This window comes from Mucilaginibacter sp., assembly GCF_965200995.1.
Lineage (GTDB): Bacteria > Bacteroidota > Bacteroidia > Sphingobacteriales > Sphingobacteriaceae > Mucilaginibacter.
The window spans coordinates 412,665-429,281 of record NZ_OZ241743.1; the positions used below are offsets into that span (position 1 = coordinate 412,665).

The window sequence follows — 16,617 nt, forward strand, 5'->3', positions numbered from 1 at the left end:
CGGGTTAAGCCATTGCCACTTCCCTGATTTCACCTACCACAACTTTTTTACTGGCCTCATTTTCATCAATATGCCTGCTTACCGACAGGATGATGCCAAAGGCAACACTGGTAAATAAGATGGAGGTACCCCCCATACTGATCAATGGCAGCGGCACCCCTGTTACCGGCCCTAAACCTACCGCAATGGCCATATTGGCAAAAGCCTGTATGGTAATACTAAAACTTAAGCCGCAGGCCAGCAAGGCCCCAAAGGCTTTAGGCGCTTTGGTTACAATTTTTACACAGCGGTACAGCAGGAACAGGTAAATACCTACTACCACCGCCCCGCCGAACATGCCGTACTCCTCAATGATTATGGCGAAGATTTCGTCTGAATATGCCTCGGGCAAAAAGTTGCGCTCGGTACTGTTGCCCGGCCCTTTACCAAACAGACCGCCGGTAGCTACGGCAATCTTGGCATGGTCAGACTGGAAGGATTTATCGGCATCCACCTTTTCGGGGTGCATGAAAGTTTTAACACGCGAGATATAAGTTTTACGGCGCGGGCCTAAGAAGATAACGCCGGTCAGCAATATCGCACCGGCCAGACATACCACTGCAATTTGCTTTACGCTGATACGACCGATAATGAGCAGCAAGATACTTACCCCGAACAGCATCAGCGCCGTTGAAAGGTTAGCCAGTGCAATCAGGATGAATACCACGCAAACTGCGCCCATAATGGGCAAAAAGGATTCTTTTACGTCCTTAATATTTTCCTGCTTGCGCGATAAGGTACGCGCCAGGTAAGTGATCAGCGCCAGCTTGGCTAAATCCGAAGTTTGGAAGCCGAAGCCGGTTCCCGGAATGGCGATCCAGCGGCTGGCCCCATTTACGTGGCTGCCGAACACCAGTGTGAAAAGCAGCAGTGGAATAGTTACCAGAATAAGCACTTTAGATAACCCTGCGTAATACCGGTAATCCAGCTTATGCGATATATACATGAGCGCCAGGCCGCCTACCATCATCAGCAGGTGCTTCATCAGGATGGATTCGGTAGCCTTGCCCTGCTTGTAGGCCAGCGTACCGCTTGAGCTGTATACAGCCAGCAACGAAATTACCGACAGCAGAATTACAATCAACCATATCCAGCGGTCGCCCTGGGTTTTACTGAGTAAGCGGTGCATGTAAGGGGTAAAATTTAAAGCAAATTGAAATCAAATATTTGTCTGAACGTATTTGTGAGCGGCAAACAGCTTATAACTGTTTTACCGCATCCTTAAACTGCTGCCCGCGGTCTTCGTAATTCTTAAACAGATCGAAGCTGGCGCAAGCCGGTGATAACAGTACCGTATCGCCTTTGCTGGCTAAGTGATAGGCCGCAGTTACCGCCTCAGTAGCCGATGTGGTGTTCACCACCATATCCACCTCATCATCAAAAGCTTCGTGTATGCGGCGGTTATCCTTACCTAAACATACAATCGCTTTTACTTTATCTTTTACCAGGCTTTTCAGCATGTTGTAATCGTTGCCTTTATCCACGCCGCCTAAGATCAGCACTACTTTTGCCGTCATGCTTTCCAGCGCGAACCAGGTAGAGTTTACATTGGTGGCCTTAGAGTCGTTGATAAAGCTGATACCGCCAATTTGCCCTACGGCTTCCAAACGGTGCTCAATGCCTTTAAACTCGCCCATGCTCTCGCGCACGGTTTGATTGCGTAACTGCAATACTTTTCCCACTATACCTGATGCCATAGAGTTGTAGGTATTGTGTTTACCCTGTAATCCTAAATCGTTAGTTGCCATTTGGAATTCTTCGTTAGGTGTATGAATAATAATATTTTGCTGGTCCAGGTAAGCGCCCGGATTTACTTGTTTCTCAATACTAAAAGGCAGCAGTTGTGCACCCAAGCTGCGGCCTGCCATGCCACGCAGTGTTTCGGCATCATCGGCGCAATAAATAAAATAGTCGTCAGCCGTTTGATTCTGCGCAATGCGGAACTTGGAAGCCGCATACTTATCCAACTGATAATCGTAGCGGTCTAAATGATCGGGCGTGATGTTAAGCAGTACCGCAATGTTTACCCGGAAGCGGTACATATCATCCAGCATAAAGCTACTCAGCTCCAACACGTAATAATCAAACTGTTCGGTAGCTACCTGGTAGGCAAAGCTTTTACCGATGTTACCGGCCAAGCCTACATTCAGGCCGCCATGTTTTAAAATCTCATAAGTGAGGCTGCTGGTTGTGGTTTTACCATTAGAACCGGTGATACCGATAATGGTAGCCTTGGTATACCGGCCTGCAAACTCGATTTCTGAAATAACCGGTGTACCCTGCGCCCGCAGTTTTTTAATCAGCGGCGCCTTCTCTGGTATACCCGGGCTTTTTATGACTTCAACTGCATTCAGGATTTCGGCTTCTGTATGCTGATTCTCCTCAAAATGGATATTCCACTGCTGTAACTGCTGTTTATACTTATCTGCAATAGAACCAAAATCAGAAACAAACACATCGTACCCCTGCTGCTGCGCAAGGTAAGCCGCCCCAACGCCGCTTTCGCCTGCACCGAGTATGGCCAACCTCTCACACCCCTCCCGGCCTCCCCGAAGGGGAGGAGTAGCATTAGTTGTGGTATATTTGTTATTGTTCATTATCCGTTCTAACCTGTTGTCTTATTTTCTTTTATCTTTCGTCTATTTTTATCTTCCTTCCACTCCTCCCCTTCGGGGAGGCCGGGAGGGGTGTTATCTCAATTTCAAAGTAATCACCGCTACTATAGCCAGCGCAATGCCCACAATCCAGAAGCGGGTTACAATTTTTGCTTCATGAAAACCGCGCTTTTGGTAATGGTGATGCAAGGGCGCCATCAGAAAAATACGCCGGCCTTCGCCGAAACGCTTTTTGGTGAACTTGAACCAGCCCACCTGCATCAGTACCGAAATGTTTTCAATCAGGAATACGCCGCACAATACCGGCAGCAGTAATTCCTTACGGATCATGATGGCGAAAACGGCAATAATACCGCCGATGGCCAGGCTGCCGGTATCGCCCATAAATACCTGCGCGGGGTAGGAATTATACCACAGAAAACCTACGCAAGCCCCCACAAACGCCCCGGCAAAAATTACCAGTTCGGCCGAGTTAGGGATGTACATAATATTGAGGTAATCGGCAATTACGGTATTGCCCGATACATAAGCCAGAATGGCCAGTGTAATGCCGATAATAGCTGACGTGCCGGTAGCCAGGCCATCGATACCATCTGTAATATTGGCTCCGTTGGAAATGAAGGTGATGATGAAAATCACAACGCACATAAATACCATCAGTGCATAGTGCTCGCCAAACGCCGGACTGATGAATTTGAGCACTTTGCCATAATCAAACTCATTGTTCTTATAAAATGGCATCGTGGTTTTGGTAGAATGCACATCCTGCGTATATACCGGCGTGGTACCTTTAAGATGGTAGTTTACCGGTGCATCATACTTCACCGGTAACTTTACTTCCTGCCGGATGATGATATCGCTGTGGAAATACATCGTCCAGCCCACAATAAGTGATAAGCCTACCTGGCCCACAATTTTAAAGCGGCCGGCCAAGCCTTCCTTGTTCTTTTTGAATACTTTAATGTAATCATCTAAAAAGCCGATGGTTCCCAGCCACACAGTGGTCACCAGCATCAGGATGATGTAGATGTTATCCAGCCGGGCAAACAACAAGGTTGGTAGCAGGATACCCAATAAGATAATTAAGCCGCCCATGGTTGGCGTACCGGCTTTTTGCATCTGCCCTTCCAGGCCCAGGTTACGCACGGTTTCGCCTACCTGCTTATAGCGCAGAAAATCAATCAGCCTGCGACCGAAAACCGTAGTTACCACCAGCGATACAATTACCGCCATAGCCATACGGAACGTGATATACTGGAACACACCTGCCCCCGGTATATTATAGTTCCTGTTCAAATAGCTAAAGAGGTAATAGAGCATCGGCTTTTTTGGTGTGGATTAGGCTAATAATTGGAACTGGTTAAGCAACTCTTCTTTATCGTCGAAATGATTTTTCACTTTGTTTATTTCCTGATACTTTTCGTGTCCTTTGCCAGCCAACAATACAATATCGCCAGGCTGCGCCAGATGCACTGCGGTACGAATGGCTTCCCGGCGGTCGGTAATATTTAAGGTTTTGCGCTGATTGGCGGCATCTACACCGGCCTGCATATCTTTAATGATTTGCTCCGGGTTTTCGGTGCGCGGGTTGTCAGAGGTCAGGATGACCTTATCGCTCCAGTCGCAGGCAGTTTTAGCCATAATGGGGCGTTTCGTTTTGTCGCGGTCGCCGCCGCAGCCAATTACAGTGATTACCTGCTCGGTGCCTTTGCGTATATCCTTAATGGTGCTCAATACATTCTGCACGGCATCCGGCGTGTGCGCATAATCCACAATACCAATAATTTTATTGGGCGATACCATAAAATCGAAGCGGCCTTCGGCTCCGGTAAGTTTGCTCAATGCCGTGAGTACATGGGCTTTATCCTGCTCCAGTAATAAGGCAGTAGCATAAACGGCCAAAAGATTATAGGCATTAAAGCTGCCTACCAGTTTAAACCAAACCTCTTCGCCGTCAATATTGAGCAATAAGCCGCTAAACTCATTCTCCAGCAGCTTTACCCGGTAATCCGCCATGCTTTTGAGCGCATAGCTTTTTTTGTAGGCTTTGGTATTCTGCAGCATTACGCTGCCGTTGCGGTCATCGGCATTGGTTAGGGCGAACGCATTTTTAGGCAAACTGTCAAAAAATGCCTTTTTTGCCTTGATATAATTATCGAACGTTAAGTGATAATCTAAATGGTCATGCGTCAGGTTAGAGAAAACACCACCGGCGAAGGCCAGTCCTGCAATGCGGTGCTGCGCCACGGCATGTGAGCTTACTTCCATAAAGCAGTAATCGCAGCCTTTAGCTACCATATCATCCAGCAAGCGGTTCAGCTCTACCGGATTAGGCGTAGTATGGGTTGAAGGAATGATTTGCCCGTTGATCTGGTTCTCTACGGTCGACAGCAAACCGCACTTATAACCCAACTCCCTGAATAGCTTATAAAGCAAAGTGGCAATGGTAGTTTTACCGTTGGTTCCGGTTACCCCTACCAGCTTCAGCTTTTCAGACGGGCGGCCATAAAAGTTAGCGGCGATGATACCCAAAGCGGCAGCCGAATCCTGTACCATCAGAAAGTCGGCACCGGTAGCGGTATGGCCGGGTAATTCTTCGCAGATTATTGCAACGGCGCCATCGGCAACGGCCTGCTCAATGTAGTCGTGCCCGTCAACCACCGTACCGCGCACCGCCACAAACAGGCAGCCGGGCTGTACCTGCCGGGAATCAAAAACTATGGCATTCACCTCCACATCGGCGCTGCCCTGCAGTTCGGTAAACGGTAACCCTTCTACAATGTCGCTCAAATATCTCATTGCAGCTCTAAAGTTATTTTTGAACCTTTAGGAATCAGGCTCCCGCCGGTAACTGATTGATTTTTAACAACGCCACTTCCCCGTACGCCTACCTTGTAGCCGGCATTACCCAGCACGTACAAGGCATCGCTCAGGCCCATACCCGTTACGTTTGGTACCGAACCTTTTTTGTAGCTGATCTCCTGGTAGGCAATGCCATTACTGGTATCTGCCGTGGGCGAAGCGCTGGCATATTGCGCACGCATACCCAGTTTGCTGTATACCTGCTTAATGGCTTTAAAATTTCCTTCTTTAATTTTAGGCGGCTGTGTGTTGCCCACCAAATGCTGTGCAGGGGCAGCCTGCTTTATACCAAAATCGCTGGCGTAAACCTTATCGGCAATCTCGCGGAAAGCCGGGCCTGATACTTGTGCAGCGTAATAGCCGTTTTTAGGGTCATTAATTACCACGATAAGCGAGTACTTAGGCTTATTAGACGGAAAATAACCGCAAAAAGAAGCCTGGTACTGGCGGCGGGCCTTATAGCCATTACGGCCATCGGCTACCTGTGCTGTACCTGTTTTGCCCGAAATTTCATACATCGGGTTGTTAATGATGTTCTTGCCTGTACCTTCGGATACTACGCCGCGCAGCATTTCCTGCATCTTCTTCAGCGTTCCGTCGGAGCAGATTTTATCATTGATTACCCGTGCTTCAAAATGCTCCACCGGGTTACCCATCCGCCTGATCTCGCGCACAAAAATGGGCGATATATACCTGCCGTTATTAGCGATGGCATTGTAGAATGACAGCATTTTCAACGGCGTTAACTGCATCTCGTAACCGTAGGCCATTTGCGGCAAAGTGAGGTACTTATTCCAGCTGGTATTTTTGGGTGTTTTTACTACCGGCTGCGCCTCTCCAGGGATTTGCAACTGCAACTTTTCATTCAGGTGCCAGTCCATCAAATGGTCGGTAAACTGCTCCTGGTTGTTATGGTACGAGCTGTTTACCAGGTAAGAAATAGCTGCGTTTGAAGATTCTTCGAACGCTTTCTTCACACTTACCCGGCCTACAATTCCGTGCGAATCCTTTACCGTTTTGGTAGTATGCGGTACAGCATAATAGCCAATATTTACCTGTGTGGTGGTATCTACTTTCTTATCCTCTAATAAAGCCATGTAAGAAGCCACTTTAAAAGTAGAGCCCGGGTCCTGGTTACCGGCAATGGCGTAATTGAACTGCTCGGTAAAATCGCCATCCTTAGTGCGGGTATAGTTGGCTACCGCCCTTACTTCGCCTGTGTTTACTTCCATCAAAATGGCAGTGCCATGCTCCGCCATGCTGGTGATCAGCGCTTTTTTAAGTGCGCTTTGCACCACATCCTGAAAGTTTACATCAATGGTAGACATGATATCGGCACCATCTTTTGGCGCTAATTCTTCCTCCTGGTTTACCGGCTTCCAGATACCGCCTGCTATGCGCTGCATGAGGCGTTTACCGCCCTGCCCATTAATATAATCCGCGTAAGCGCCTTCCAGCCCAACCGGATTTTTTACATTTTCGTTCTTATAGCCAATGGTACGTGAGGCCAGTGTGCGGTAAGGCAGTATGCGCTTATTTTTCTGCACGATGATCAACCCGCCCTTATATTTACCCATATTGAAGATAGGGAACTTGCGGATCTGCTTCAGCTCCTGGTAAGTAACCTTACGGCGCACCAGTTGGTAGCGCGAACTGTCTTTACGGGCCTCGCGCAGAATGCGCGAATATTCACCGGCCGATTTGTCGCCATAAAACTGCGACAGCTTTTGCGACAGTGAATCTACCTTTTCATAAAAAACCTTATCATCGGCAATGCCGCCGGCCAGCATATCCATGTGCAGCTCATATTCAGGTACCGAGGTAGCCAGCAAACTGCCATCAATAGCGAAAATATTGCCCCGGGCTGCATCTACATTTACGTACCGGGTAGAAAGGCTGTCGGCCATGGCACGCCACTTTTTACCCTGGCCAATCTGCACATGCCCCATTTGTAAAAGCACCGCCGCGGCAAAAATCACAATCAGGCCAAAGGCCAGATATACGCGCATTAATATGTTGGTACGGATATTCATTGCACGCCCTCCGCTGTTAATTTCTGAGGCGGCTCTACCGGCTGCTTCAACCCTAAGGTATCGGCACGTTTGGCCACTTCGGATAAGGTACTTCTGAAGGCAAATTCCGCCTTGGTAGTTTTATAATCCCAGGAAAGTTCCTTTACTTCTTTCGACAGCTTGTCAATATCGCGCAGGTTATTCTCGGCCAGATGACGGTTGCCAATATAGATCATGCCCAGCAACGCCACAAAAAAGATAAAGGGCAGCGCCTTAGTAGCCGTTTCGGTGGTGATTACCCCCTTGGCCAGCAAATTGGTAAAGAAGTTTTCAGGAGCTACCGGCCGCGGCTTTTCCTCCACGATCAGCTCCTTTTCAGCTTCTTCTTCCTGAATTTCTGTACGTAAACGGTTACTCATTTTTTTACAGCTATTCTTAATTTGGCGCTACGTGCCCGGTTATTTAATTTTATTTCTTCTTCGGTTGCGGTAATGGCGCCACGGCTCACTGCTTCCAGCGGCCGGTTATCATTACCGTAGATGTCTTTTTCCAGCTCGCCGCTGAACTTGCCTTTGGCAATGAAATTCTTTACCAGCCGGTCTTCCAGCGAGTGGTAGGACATTACCACCAGCCGCCCGCCTGATACCAGCACCTCGGCCGACTGAATCAAAAAATCCTTCAGCGCCTCCAGTTCCTGGTTCACCTCAATGCGCAATGCCTGGAATACCTGCGCCAGGTACTTATTCTCCTTACCGCGCGGAATCAGGCCGCTAATCACATTCTTCAGATCCGCTACGGTATCAACCGGCTTATTCAAACGCGCCGTAGCAATAGTGCGGGCCAGCGATTTAGCATTCTGTATTTCGCCATATACACCAAAAATGCGGTGCAAATCTGCCTCGTCATAAGTGTTTACCACCTGCTTTGCCGTCAGCGCTGCCGACTGGTTCATGCGCATATCCAGTTCGGCATCGAAGCGGATGGAAAAGCCACGCTCCGGCTGGTCAAACTGGTAGGACGATACACCCAAATCGGCCAGTATGCCATCTACCGGCACGGCATCGTGCAGGCGGCAGTAATTTTTCAGGTACCTGAAATTTTGCTCTACCAATTCAAAGCGCTCATCATTCAGGGTATTCTGTACCGCATCGGCATCCTGGTCAAAAGCCAGCAGCCGGCCATCCTCACCCAAGTGCTTGATGATCTCGCGCGAGTGGCCGCCACCGCCAAAGGTTACATCCACATAAGTACCGTCGGTTTTAATAGCCAGACCTTCTATGCACTCCTGCAGCATTACCGGATTATGGTACTCGCTCATTCTACCCTCCTCCCGATGCCGCCCATTACATCCTCTGCCAGGTTGGCAAAGTTTTCGGGTGCATTATCCATCTGCGCATCATACGCCTTCTGGTCCCAAACCTCAATTTTATTGAACTGGCAGGCCAGTACCACATCGGCGCTTATGCCGGCATATTCCAGCAAGGCCTTAGGCAGCAGCACCCGGTTGGCCGCATCCAATGCTAATTCTGATGCGCCGCGTGTAAAATATCTTATAAATTCGCGGGTCCGTTTTTCGTACTGGTTTAACTTACTCAGGTCGTCTACAATCTTATCCCACTCTTTCCGGGTGTAAATTACCAGGTGCTTTTCAAAGCCACGATTAATCACCAGGCCCTCGCGCTCAGCTTCGGGAAGCTGACGTTTGAGGCCAGCAGGGATCATCATGCGTCCTTTGGCATCCAGTTTACACTCAAATTCTCCTAAGAAGTGGGACATGCAGTCAGTTAGGGTAAAATTCAATTGTAAAAGTAACAAGCAACTTCCACTTTCCTCCACTTTTTCCCACAAAAAAGTTATCAACAGTTATTAACAATTGATTATGAGTACGATTAGCTTGAAACTTTTATTTCTGATTTAAAATATAGCTTGCTGGTTAATTGGTGCGTTGTAATATTGCCCTTTATAAGACATACAATAAGCTATTGTATGACAAATTATACTTAAATTAAAATACTGATTTACAGAATTTTAATTCTTATAAATCAAAAACATTGGTTTAAACCGGAGTGAGAGTGGGAAAAAATTCAGATAGGATGGAATATTTAATGGTAAAGTGGGAGAAAATAAAGCGCTTTACCCATAGCTGATTGTTTGATAAATTGCATCCAGCTGCGAAATGGTTTACAAGGCGATTACATGCGCTTAATTTGTAACCTGATTCTTTATATCCGAATTATTAACCTTTTTATATCTTGCCAGCATAACAGAACTACTTTTAAGCATACCACACCCTTACATGAACATTAAAGTAATCGCTTTTGATGCCGACGATACCCTTTGGGTGAACGAACCTTACTTCAGGAGAACTGAAACTGAGTTTTGCCGGTTGATGAGCCCGTATATGCCCCAGGCTTCGCTGGAACGCGAACTGTTTAAGATTGAAATTGCCAACCTGCCGCTGTACGGTTACGGGGTTAAGGGTTTCATGCTATCCATGATTGAAACAGCCATGCAGGTATCGGGGCACACTGTGGGTGCAGATACCATAGCGCAAATACTGAAACTTGGCAAACAACTGCTTGACGAACCCATTGAACTGCTGGATGGCGTAAAAGAAGTTTTGCAGGCGCTGCACAGCCGCTTCCGGCTGGTAGTAGCTACTAAAGGAGACTTGCTCGATCAGGAACGCAAGCTGCGTAAATCAGGCCTGGGGCATTTCTTTCATCACATCGAAGTAATGTCTGAAAAAGATGAGGCCAATTACCAGAAGCTGATCCGCCATTTAGATATACAGCCCGAAGAATTGCTGATGATCGGCAACTCGTTAAAATCGGATGTGCTGCCGGTACTTAATTTAGGCGGTTATGCGATACATATCCCTTATCATATCACCTGGATGCACGAGCAGATAGAAGACCAGATTGAGAATGAGAAATTCAGGAGTTTTGCCCATATCCGGGAAATTATGGACATAATGTAACTATGAAAACCAAATTAGACCTTAACACCTGGGCTCACCGCGAACATTTTAACCTGTTTAATGGCTTTACCGAGCCGATGTTCGGCTTTACGGTGGATGTGGATTGTACTGTGGCCTACAACAGGGCCAAAGAGCTGGGCATTTCCTTCTTTTTATACTACCTGTATCAATCTATGGCGGCAGTCAACGCCATTGAGCCTTTCCGTTACCGTATAGAAAACCATAATGAAGTATTTGTACACGATGTGGCAAACGCCGAGTCCACCATCTTGCGCGACAATGGCACCTTTGGTTTTGTATACCTTAAGTTTTATCCTACGCTGCAGGAGTTCGTTGAAGCTGCACAAACCCGTATTGAGCGCATAAAGCAATCCAGCAGTTTGTTCGATGATGAAACAAGCGAGGATGTGATTCACTACTCCACTATTCCGTGGTTTAAGTTTACCGCACTTACACACGCCCGTAATTATTCCAGGAACGATGGCATTCCTAAAATTACCTTTGGTAAGGTAACGGAAAGCAACGGGCAAAAGACTTTCCCGGTTTCCATCACCGTTCATCATGGCCTGATGGATGGCTTGCAGGTGGGGCAGTATGTGGAGCTGTTTCAGCAGTTACTAAATAGTTGAATAACGTTTGGAGTCATTTTGACCGCAGGGAGAAATCTTGTGCAGGAAGCCGGTCTGCGGCAGAAGATTTCTTCCTGCGGTCGAAATGACAAGGGTATAAAAATTATTGCGGCGTTTCTCTCCTGCTCTATTGTCATTCCAATATACCATTCAGCATAAACTGCCTTCGGCCTCCTGTACTTTAAGTATTTTAGCAGGCAGTGAAGTTTACCAAGCCCCCTCGCAATCAGCGCACCACGCCGCTAACCTTTAAAGAACGTATTGCCGCCTTAAACCATTTGCCTCAGTTTTTTAAACTGGTATGGCAGGCCAGCCCTAAAATGACGGTGGCCAACTTTATATTGCGCATTATACGCTCGGCCATGCCGCTGGCGCTGTTGTATATAGGCCGGCTGATTATTGACCTGGTGGTACAACTCAACCGCAGTCAGGGCAGTTTCAGCAGCCACTACCTGTGGAAACTGGTGGCGCTTGAGCTCGTACTGGCTATTATTTCTGATGGACTAAACCGGGCTATTACCTTGCTTGACAGCCTGCTGGGCGATCTGTTCTCTAACTTCACGTCCATCCGTATTATGGAACATGCAGCCACGCTGGATCTGGACCAGTTTGAGGACGCGGTGTTTTACGATAAGTTTGAGCGTGCCCGGCAGCAAACGCTGGGCCGCACCGTATTGCTGAGCCAGGTAATGAGCCAGTTGCAGGATATAATTACCATGCTGTTTTTAGCGGCCGGACTGATGGCCTTTAACCCCTGGCTGATTTTACTGCTGCTGATTGCCATACTACCGGCCTTTTTAGGCGAGTCCTATTTTAACGACCAAAGCTATGCCCTTACCCGGAGCCAGACCCCTGAGCGCCGCGAACTGGATTACCTGCGCTACCTGGGCGCCAGCGATGAAACGGCAAAGGAAACCAAGCTGTTTAACCTGTCCGGCTTTATCATCGGCAGGTTTACCGAGCTGTCTACCCGGTTTTATGAGGCTAACCGAACGCTGGCCATCAGCCGCTCGGCCTGGGGGCTGCTGTTTGCCTTATTGGGCAGTTTAGGCTATTACGGCGCCTACGTATTTATCATTTACCGAACCATTGAAGGCCAGGTTACCATAGGCGAACTTACCTTTTTAGCCGGTTCGTTCCGGCAGTTGCGCTCATTGCTCGAAACCATACTTACCCGTTTCAGCACGGTATCGCAGGGCGCGATCTACCTGCGCGATTTTTTTGACTTCTTCGAGATTCAGCCTAAAATAAAATCGGTTTCCAGCGGCCTGCCTTTCCCGCAATCCATGCAAACCGGCTTTACATTTGAGGATGTAGGCTATCAGTATATCAACTCCGACCGCTGGGCCAACCGGCATTTAAGCTTTACCCTGCATCCCGGCGAAAAGCTGGCCTTGGTGGGCGAGAACGGCGCGGGTAAGACCACGCTGGTAAAACTGCTGGCCCGGCTGTATGAACCCACCGAAGGGCGCATCCTGTTAGATGGTGCTGATTTGCGGGAATATGACCTGACCGATCTGCGCCTCCACATCGGCGTGATCTTTCAGGATTACCTGCGCTACCAGATGCCGGTTAACCTGAATATTGCCGCCGGGCGGATTGACGAAAAGGAAAACCAGCAGCGTATTGAGCAGGCTGCTACCCAGAGTTTAGCCGATACGGTAGTAGCAAAACTGCCGGGCGGTTACAACCAGATGCTGGGCAAACGCTTTGCCCAGGGCATCGATCTGTCGGGCGGCGAGTGGCAGAAGGTGGCTCTGGCAAGGGCCTACATGCGCAATGCCGAATTATTGATCTTGGATGAACCCACCTCGGCGCTGGATGCCCGTGCGGAATATGAAGTGTTTGAGCGGTTTTCTGAACTCACACGCGGCAAGACGGCGGTGCTCATTTCCCACCGTTTCTCCACCGTGCGTATGGCCGACCGTATACTGGTACTGCAACAAGGGCAATTAGCCGAAATTGGCAGCCATGAAGAATTACTGGCCAAAGGCGGGCGCTATGCAGAGCTTTTTAATCTGCAGGCTATGGGCTACCGGTAGCCTGTAATAAAGGGGCTCCCTACCGCTATATTTCAAATTTAAAAATACTTGCAGAAATATTTGCGCAACTAAAAAGTTGCACATATATTTGCAACTCAGAGGTTGCAAGTTTTGATAGAATGAAGCAAGATATATTTCAAGCCATAGCCGACCCGACACGCAGGGCCATTTTAACCTTGATTGCTATACAGGCGTTAACCCCAAACGCTATGGCCGAAAAGTTTGATATGAGCCGGCAGGCCGTATCGAAGCATATTAAAGTATTGCACGAATGCGATTTAATTAAACCCGAGCATAGCGGCAGGGAAATTTATTATCACTTTAACGCCAGAAAGATGCAGGAATTTGACCGCTGGCTGGCCCAGTTCAGGCAAAGCTGGGCAACTCAGTTTAATCAGCTTGACGAACTATTATCAACAATTAAAAAACAGAAAAAATGAACAACGACTTGCTATTTGATTTTAACGTTGACAAAGCAGCGAAAACGGTATTTATAACCAGGGAATTTAATGCCGGACTTTCTTTAGTATGGGATGCTTTTACCAAGCCAGCACTACTGGACCAATGGGGAGCACCTGCACCAATGCGCGCCAAAACCAAGTATATGGATTTCAAAGCCGGGGGGCGTAGGTTTTATGCGATGATAAGCCCCGACGGGCAGGAGCGCTGGACGGTACAGGAATTTACTTCCGTTACACCGAAAACCAATTTCAAAATGTACAACGCCTTTGCTGATAAGGACGAAAACAGGGAACTGCCGGGTTCGGACTGGGATTATAATTTCATTGAGCAAAATGGCATTACCAGGGTTGACATTATCATTTTTAACGAATCGTTTGAGCGTTTGGAAAAGCTACTGGAAGGCTTCAAAATTGGCTTCGCCATGACTTTGAAGAACCTGGAAGAACTATTAACCACCTTATCGTAGCTACTGCGCATTAGTTACAACAAAATTTAAATACAAAAATTCACTTTTTTAAACGTAATATTATGAGAGCAATTAACCCCTGGATCAACTTCAATGGCAATGCCGAAGAAGCGTTCACTTTTTACAAATCAGTTTTTGGCGGCGAGTTTACGAGAATCACCCGTTTTAAAGACTTATCAGGCGCCGGGTTTCAGGTAGCCGAAGATGAGGCAGATAAACTCATGTACATCGGCTTGCCGCTTGGCAAGAACAATGTGTTAATAGCCAACGATGTTCCCGGAGTTTTGGGGCGGGTAAGCGAAAATGAAAACCGGTCCAAAATATACGTAAATGCCGAGAGCCGTGAAGAAGCAGATAAAATATTCAACGGACTATCAGCAGGCGGAGAAGTAGAAGGGCCCGTTGGCGACAGCCCCTGGGGTACCTATGCCGGAATGTTCAGGGATAAGTATGGTATTGAGTGGATTGTAGAGTTCGACCCGGGTTATAACGGGTAAGAATAACAGTGCCCTTTCGTTGGCACATGCTTGCCGCGTGTGCAGATACTGTAATATTTAACCAAAGAGGCAGTGCATTTTGCACTGCCTCTTTGCACTTTATATTTCTTTCTCTAAAAACGGATAACGGTAATCCTTCGGCGGGTCAAAGGTTTCCTTGATGGTGCGTGCCGATACCCAGCGCAGCAGGTTAAGCATAGAACCGGCCTTATCATTGGTACCCGAACCGCGGGCGCCGCCGAATGGCTGCTGCCCTACTACAGCGCCGGTAGGCTTGTCATTAATATAAAAGTTACCGGCAGCATTGCGCAGCTTATAGGTAGCCTCGGCAATGGCATAACGGTCTTTAGAGATTACCGAACCGGTGAGGGCGTAGATACCGGTTTTGTCGATAATGTCCATAATCTCAGCAAACCTATCGTCTTCATACACATAAACTGTAAGTACCGGGCCAAACAGCTCGTTACACATGGTTACATAATAGGGATCGTTCACCTGTATTACCGTAGGCTCAATAAACCAGCCTTTGGTTTTATCGTGCGCACCACCGGCTATGATTTCAACAGAGGTGTCGGCTTTGGCATCATCAATATACTTGGCCAGCTTATCGAACGAGCGCTCGTCGATTACGGCGTTCACAAAGTTTTCAAGGTCTTCGACTGGCCCCATTTTCAAGGAAGCAATATCGCGCTGCATTAGTTCCTTCACCTTCGGCCACAAAGAAGCCGGGATGTACGCACGTGAGGCCGCCGAGCATTTTTGCCCCTGGTATTCAAAGGCGCCGCGTATCAGTGCCGTGCTTACCACGTCGGCATCGGCGCTGGCATGGGCCAAAACAAAGTCCTTGCCGCCGGTTTCGCCCACAATGCGCGGGTAGCTTTTGTACTGGTGAATATTCTCGCCGATGATGCGCCAGATGTTCTGGAACACGCCGGTAGAGCCGGTGAAATGTATGCCTGCAAAATCAGGGTGTTTAAAGATGATATCGCCTGCCATCGGGCCATCCACATAAATCAGGTTGATTACCCCGGCCGGCAAACCAGCTTCGATGAATACCTGCATGATAACATTGGCCGAATAGATCTGCGCAGGCGCGGGTTTCCATACCACCACATTACCCATCATGGCTACCGAGGCGGCCAGGTTACCGGCAATAGCGGTGAAATTGAAAGGCGTAATAGCAAACACAAAACCCTCCAGCGGCCGGTGCTCTACCCGGTTCCAAACCCCTTTACCGTTTACAGGCGGCTGCTGGGCATAAATCTCGGTCATGTACTGCACGTTGAAGCGCAGAAAATCAATCAGTTCACAAGCCGCATCAATTTCGGCCTGGTAAGCGTTCTTAGACTGCCCCAGCATGGTAGCGGCATTGATCTTTGCACGGTAAGGGCCGGCCAACAAATCGGCAGCCTTTAGAAAGATGGCGGCACGCTGCTCCCAGGGCAGGTTTTCCCAGTTAGCCTTAGCAGCCAGCGCTGCATCAATGGCGGCATTTACATGGCCGGCATCGCCTTCGTGGTAAGTAGCCAGCAGGTGCTGATGGTCGTGCGGGGGGCGTATTTCGGCCGTAGTGCCGGTACGCACTTCCTGCCCGTTAATGTACATAGGTATATCTAACTGCTGTGCACGGGCCTCGGCAAGGGCGGCATGCAGTTCAAAACGTTCGCGGCTGCGCGGGCCGTAGTTTAATACCGGCTCGTTCAGCGGCTGCGGAACATTAAAAAATCCTTTTAACATAGGTGCTTCATTTTAATGCGCAAAGATAAGGGTTTGAGGGGAAAAAGAGGTGCAATGCGATGAACGATAACGCCACCTTGCATCCCGCGGCATTTCCCACCTGCCATCAATAATTACCGGTTGATAAATTTTGCCAATGAAAAAGGCCTCACAAGGAGGCCATAAAATATTTTCACCATCAAAAATAATTAATAATGCGGATGCTTAAGTTGTTTACTAACAATCAGAACGGCATTTACCGCAACGAGCACTACAATTAAAGTAACCATAGCTATT

Annotated in this window: 15 protein-coding genes; 6 read left to right on the forward strand and 9 right to left on the reverse strand. The window is 48.2% G+C overall.

Annotation, left to right across the window (positions count from 1 at the left end; all coding sequences use genetic code 11):
• Positions 1–4: 4 nt before the first annotated feature.
• The 8 genes from ACY652_RS01990 to mraZ form a co-directional block, all read right to left on the reverse strand.
• Positions 5–1,168: an FtsW/RodA/SpoVE family cell cycle protein gene (locus ACY652_RS01990; RefSeq protein WP_462266256.1), complete on the reverse strand. Its 1,164-nt coding sequence runs from the start codon at positions 1,166–1,168 to the stop codon at positions 5–7.
• Positions 1,169–1,238: 70 nt separating this feature from the next.
• Entirely contained in the window at positions 1,239–2,636 is a 1,398-nt protein-coding gene (murD, locus tag ACY652_RS01995; RefSeq protein ID WP_462266257.1) for a UDP-N-acetylmuramoyl-L-alanine--D-glutamate ligase, read from the reverse strand.
• A gap of 93 nt (positions 2,637–2,729) precedes the next feature.
• Positions 2,730–3,974, reverse strand: coding sequence for a phospho-N-acetylmuramoyl-pentapeptide-transferase (mraY, locus tag ACY652_RS02000; RefSeq protein WP_462266259.1), 1,245 nt, complete (start codon positions 3,972–3,974; stop codon positions 2,730–2,732).
• An 18-nt stretch (positions 3,975–3,992) separates the two neighbouring features.
• Positions 3,993–5,453 carry a UDP-N-acetylmuramoyl-L-alanyl-D-glutamate--2,6-diaminopimelate ligase gene (locus ACY652_RS02005; RefSeq protein WP_462266260.1) on the reverse strand — a complete coding sequence of 487 codons (1,461 nt, stop codon included), beginning with the start codon at positions 5,451–5,453 and terminating at the stop codon, positions 3,993–3,995.
• On the reverse strand, positions 5,450–7,549 hold the full coding sequence (locus tag ACY652_RS02010; protein WP_462266261.1) for a penicillin-binding protein: 2,100 nt from the start codon (positions 7,547–7,549) through the stop codon (positions 5,450–5,452). The genes ACY652_RS02005 and ACY652_RS02010 overlap by 4 nt, the downstream gene beginning before the upstream one ends.
• A complete protein-coding gene (locus tag ACY652_RS02015; RefSeq protein ID WP_462266262.1) occupies positions 7,546–7,947 on the reverse strand; it encodes an FtsL-like putative cell division protein in 402 nt (133 codons plus the stop codon). The genes ACY652_RS02010 and ACY652_RS02015 overlap by 4 nt, the downstream gene beginning before the upstream one ends.
• Positions 7,944–8,846, reverse strand: a complete 903-nt coding sequence (gene rsmH / locus ACY652_RS02020; protein WP_462266263.1) for a 16S rRNA (cytosine(1402)-N(4))-methyltransferase RsmH — start codon at positions 8,844–8,846, stop codon at positions 7,944–7,946. Before rsmH ends, ACY652_RS02015 begins: the two co-directional genes overlap by 4 nt.
• A complete protein-coding gene (gene mraZ / locus ACY652_RS02025) occupies positions 8,843–9,304 on the reverse strand; it encodes a division/cell wall cluster transcriptional repressor MraZ (RefSeq protein ID WP_462266264.1) in 462 nt (153 codons plus the stop codon). Before mraZ ends, rsmH begins: the two co-directional genes overlap by 4 nt.
• A gap of 520 nt (positions 9,305–9,824) precedes the next feature.
• Between mraZ and ACY652_RS02030 the strand changes: the two genes are divergently transcribed.
• From ACY652_RS02030 to ACY652_RS02055, 6 genes are all read left to right on the forward strand, one after another.
• Positions 9,825–10,508, forward strand: a complete 684-nt coding sequence (locus ACY652_RS02030) for an HAD family hydrolase (RefSeq protein ID WP_462266265.1) — start codon at positions 9,825–9,827, stop codon at positions 10,506–10,508.
• Between the two features lie 2 nt (positions 10,509–10,510).
• The gene (locus ACY652_RS02035; RefSeq protein ID WP_462266266.1) at positions 10,511–11,137 is read left to right on the forward strand and encodes a CatA-like O-acetyltransferase; all 627 of its coding nucleotides are present in this window, start codon (positions 10,511–10,513) and stop codon (positions 11,135–11,137) included.
• A 200-nt stretch (positions 11,138–11,337) separates the two neighbouring features.
• Complete coding sequence (locus tag ACY652_RS02040; RefSeq protein WP_462266267.1) at positions 11,338–13,179, forward strand: ABC transporter ATP-binding protein; 1,842 nt, start codon at positions 11,338–11,340, stop codon at positions 13,177–13,179.
• Between the two features lie 119 nt (positions 13,180–13,298).
• Positions 13,299–13,619: an ArsR/SmtB family transcription factor gene (locus ACY652_RS02045; protein ID WP_462266268.1), complete on the forward strand. Its 321-nt coding sequence runs from the start codon at positions 13,299–13,301 to the stop codon at positions 13,617–13,619.
• Complete coding sequence (locus ACY652_RS02050; RefSeq protein ID WP_462266269.1) at positions 13,616–14,107, forward strand: SRPBCC family protein; 492 nt, start codon at positions 13,616–13,618, stop codon at positions 14,105–14,107. Before ACY652_RS02045 ends, ACY652_RS02050 begins: the two co-directional genes overlap by 4 nt.
• Positions 14,108–14,169: 62 nt before the next feature.
• Positions 14,170–14,604: a VOC family protein gene (locus ACY652_RS02055; RefSeq protein ID WP_462266270.1), complete on the forward strand. Its 435-nt coding sequence runs from the start codon at positions 14,170–14,172 to the stop codon at positions 14,602–14,604.
• Between the two features lie 99 nt (positions 14,605–14,703).
• On the opposite strand, the gene pruA is transcribed toward ACY652_RS02055, so the two are convergent.
• Positions 14,704–16,341 carry an L-glutamate gamma-semialdehyde dehydrogenase gene (gene pruA / locus ACY652_RS02060; RefSeq protein WP_462266271.1) on the reverse strand — a complete coding sequence of 546 codons (1,638 nt, stop codon included), beginning with the start codon at positions 16,339–16,341 and terminating at the stop codon, positions 14,704–14,706.
• Between the last annotated feature and the right edge of the window lie 276 nt (positions 16,342–16,617).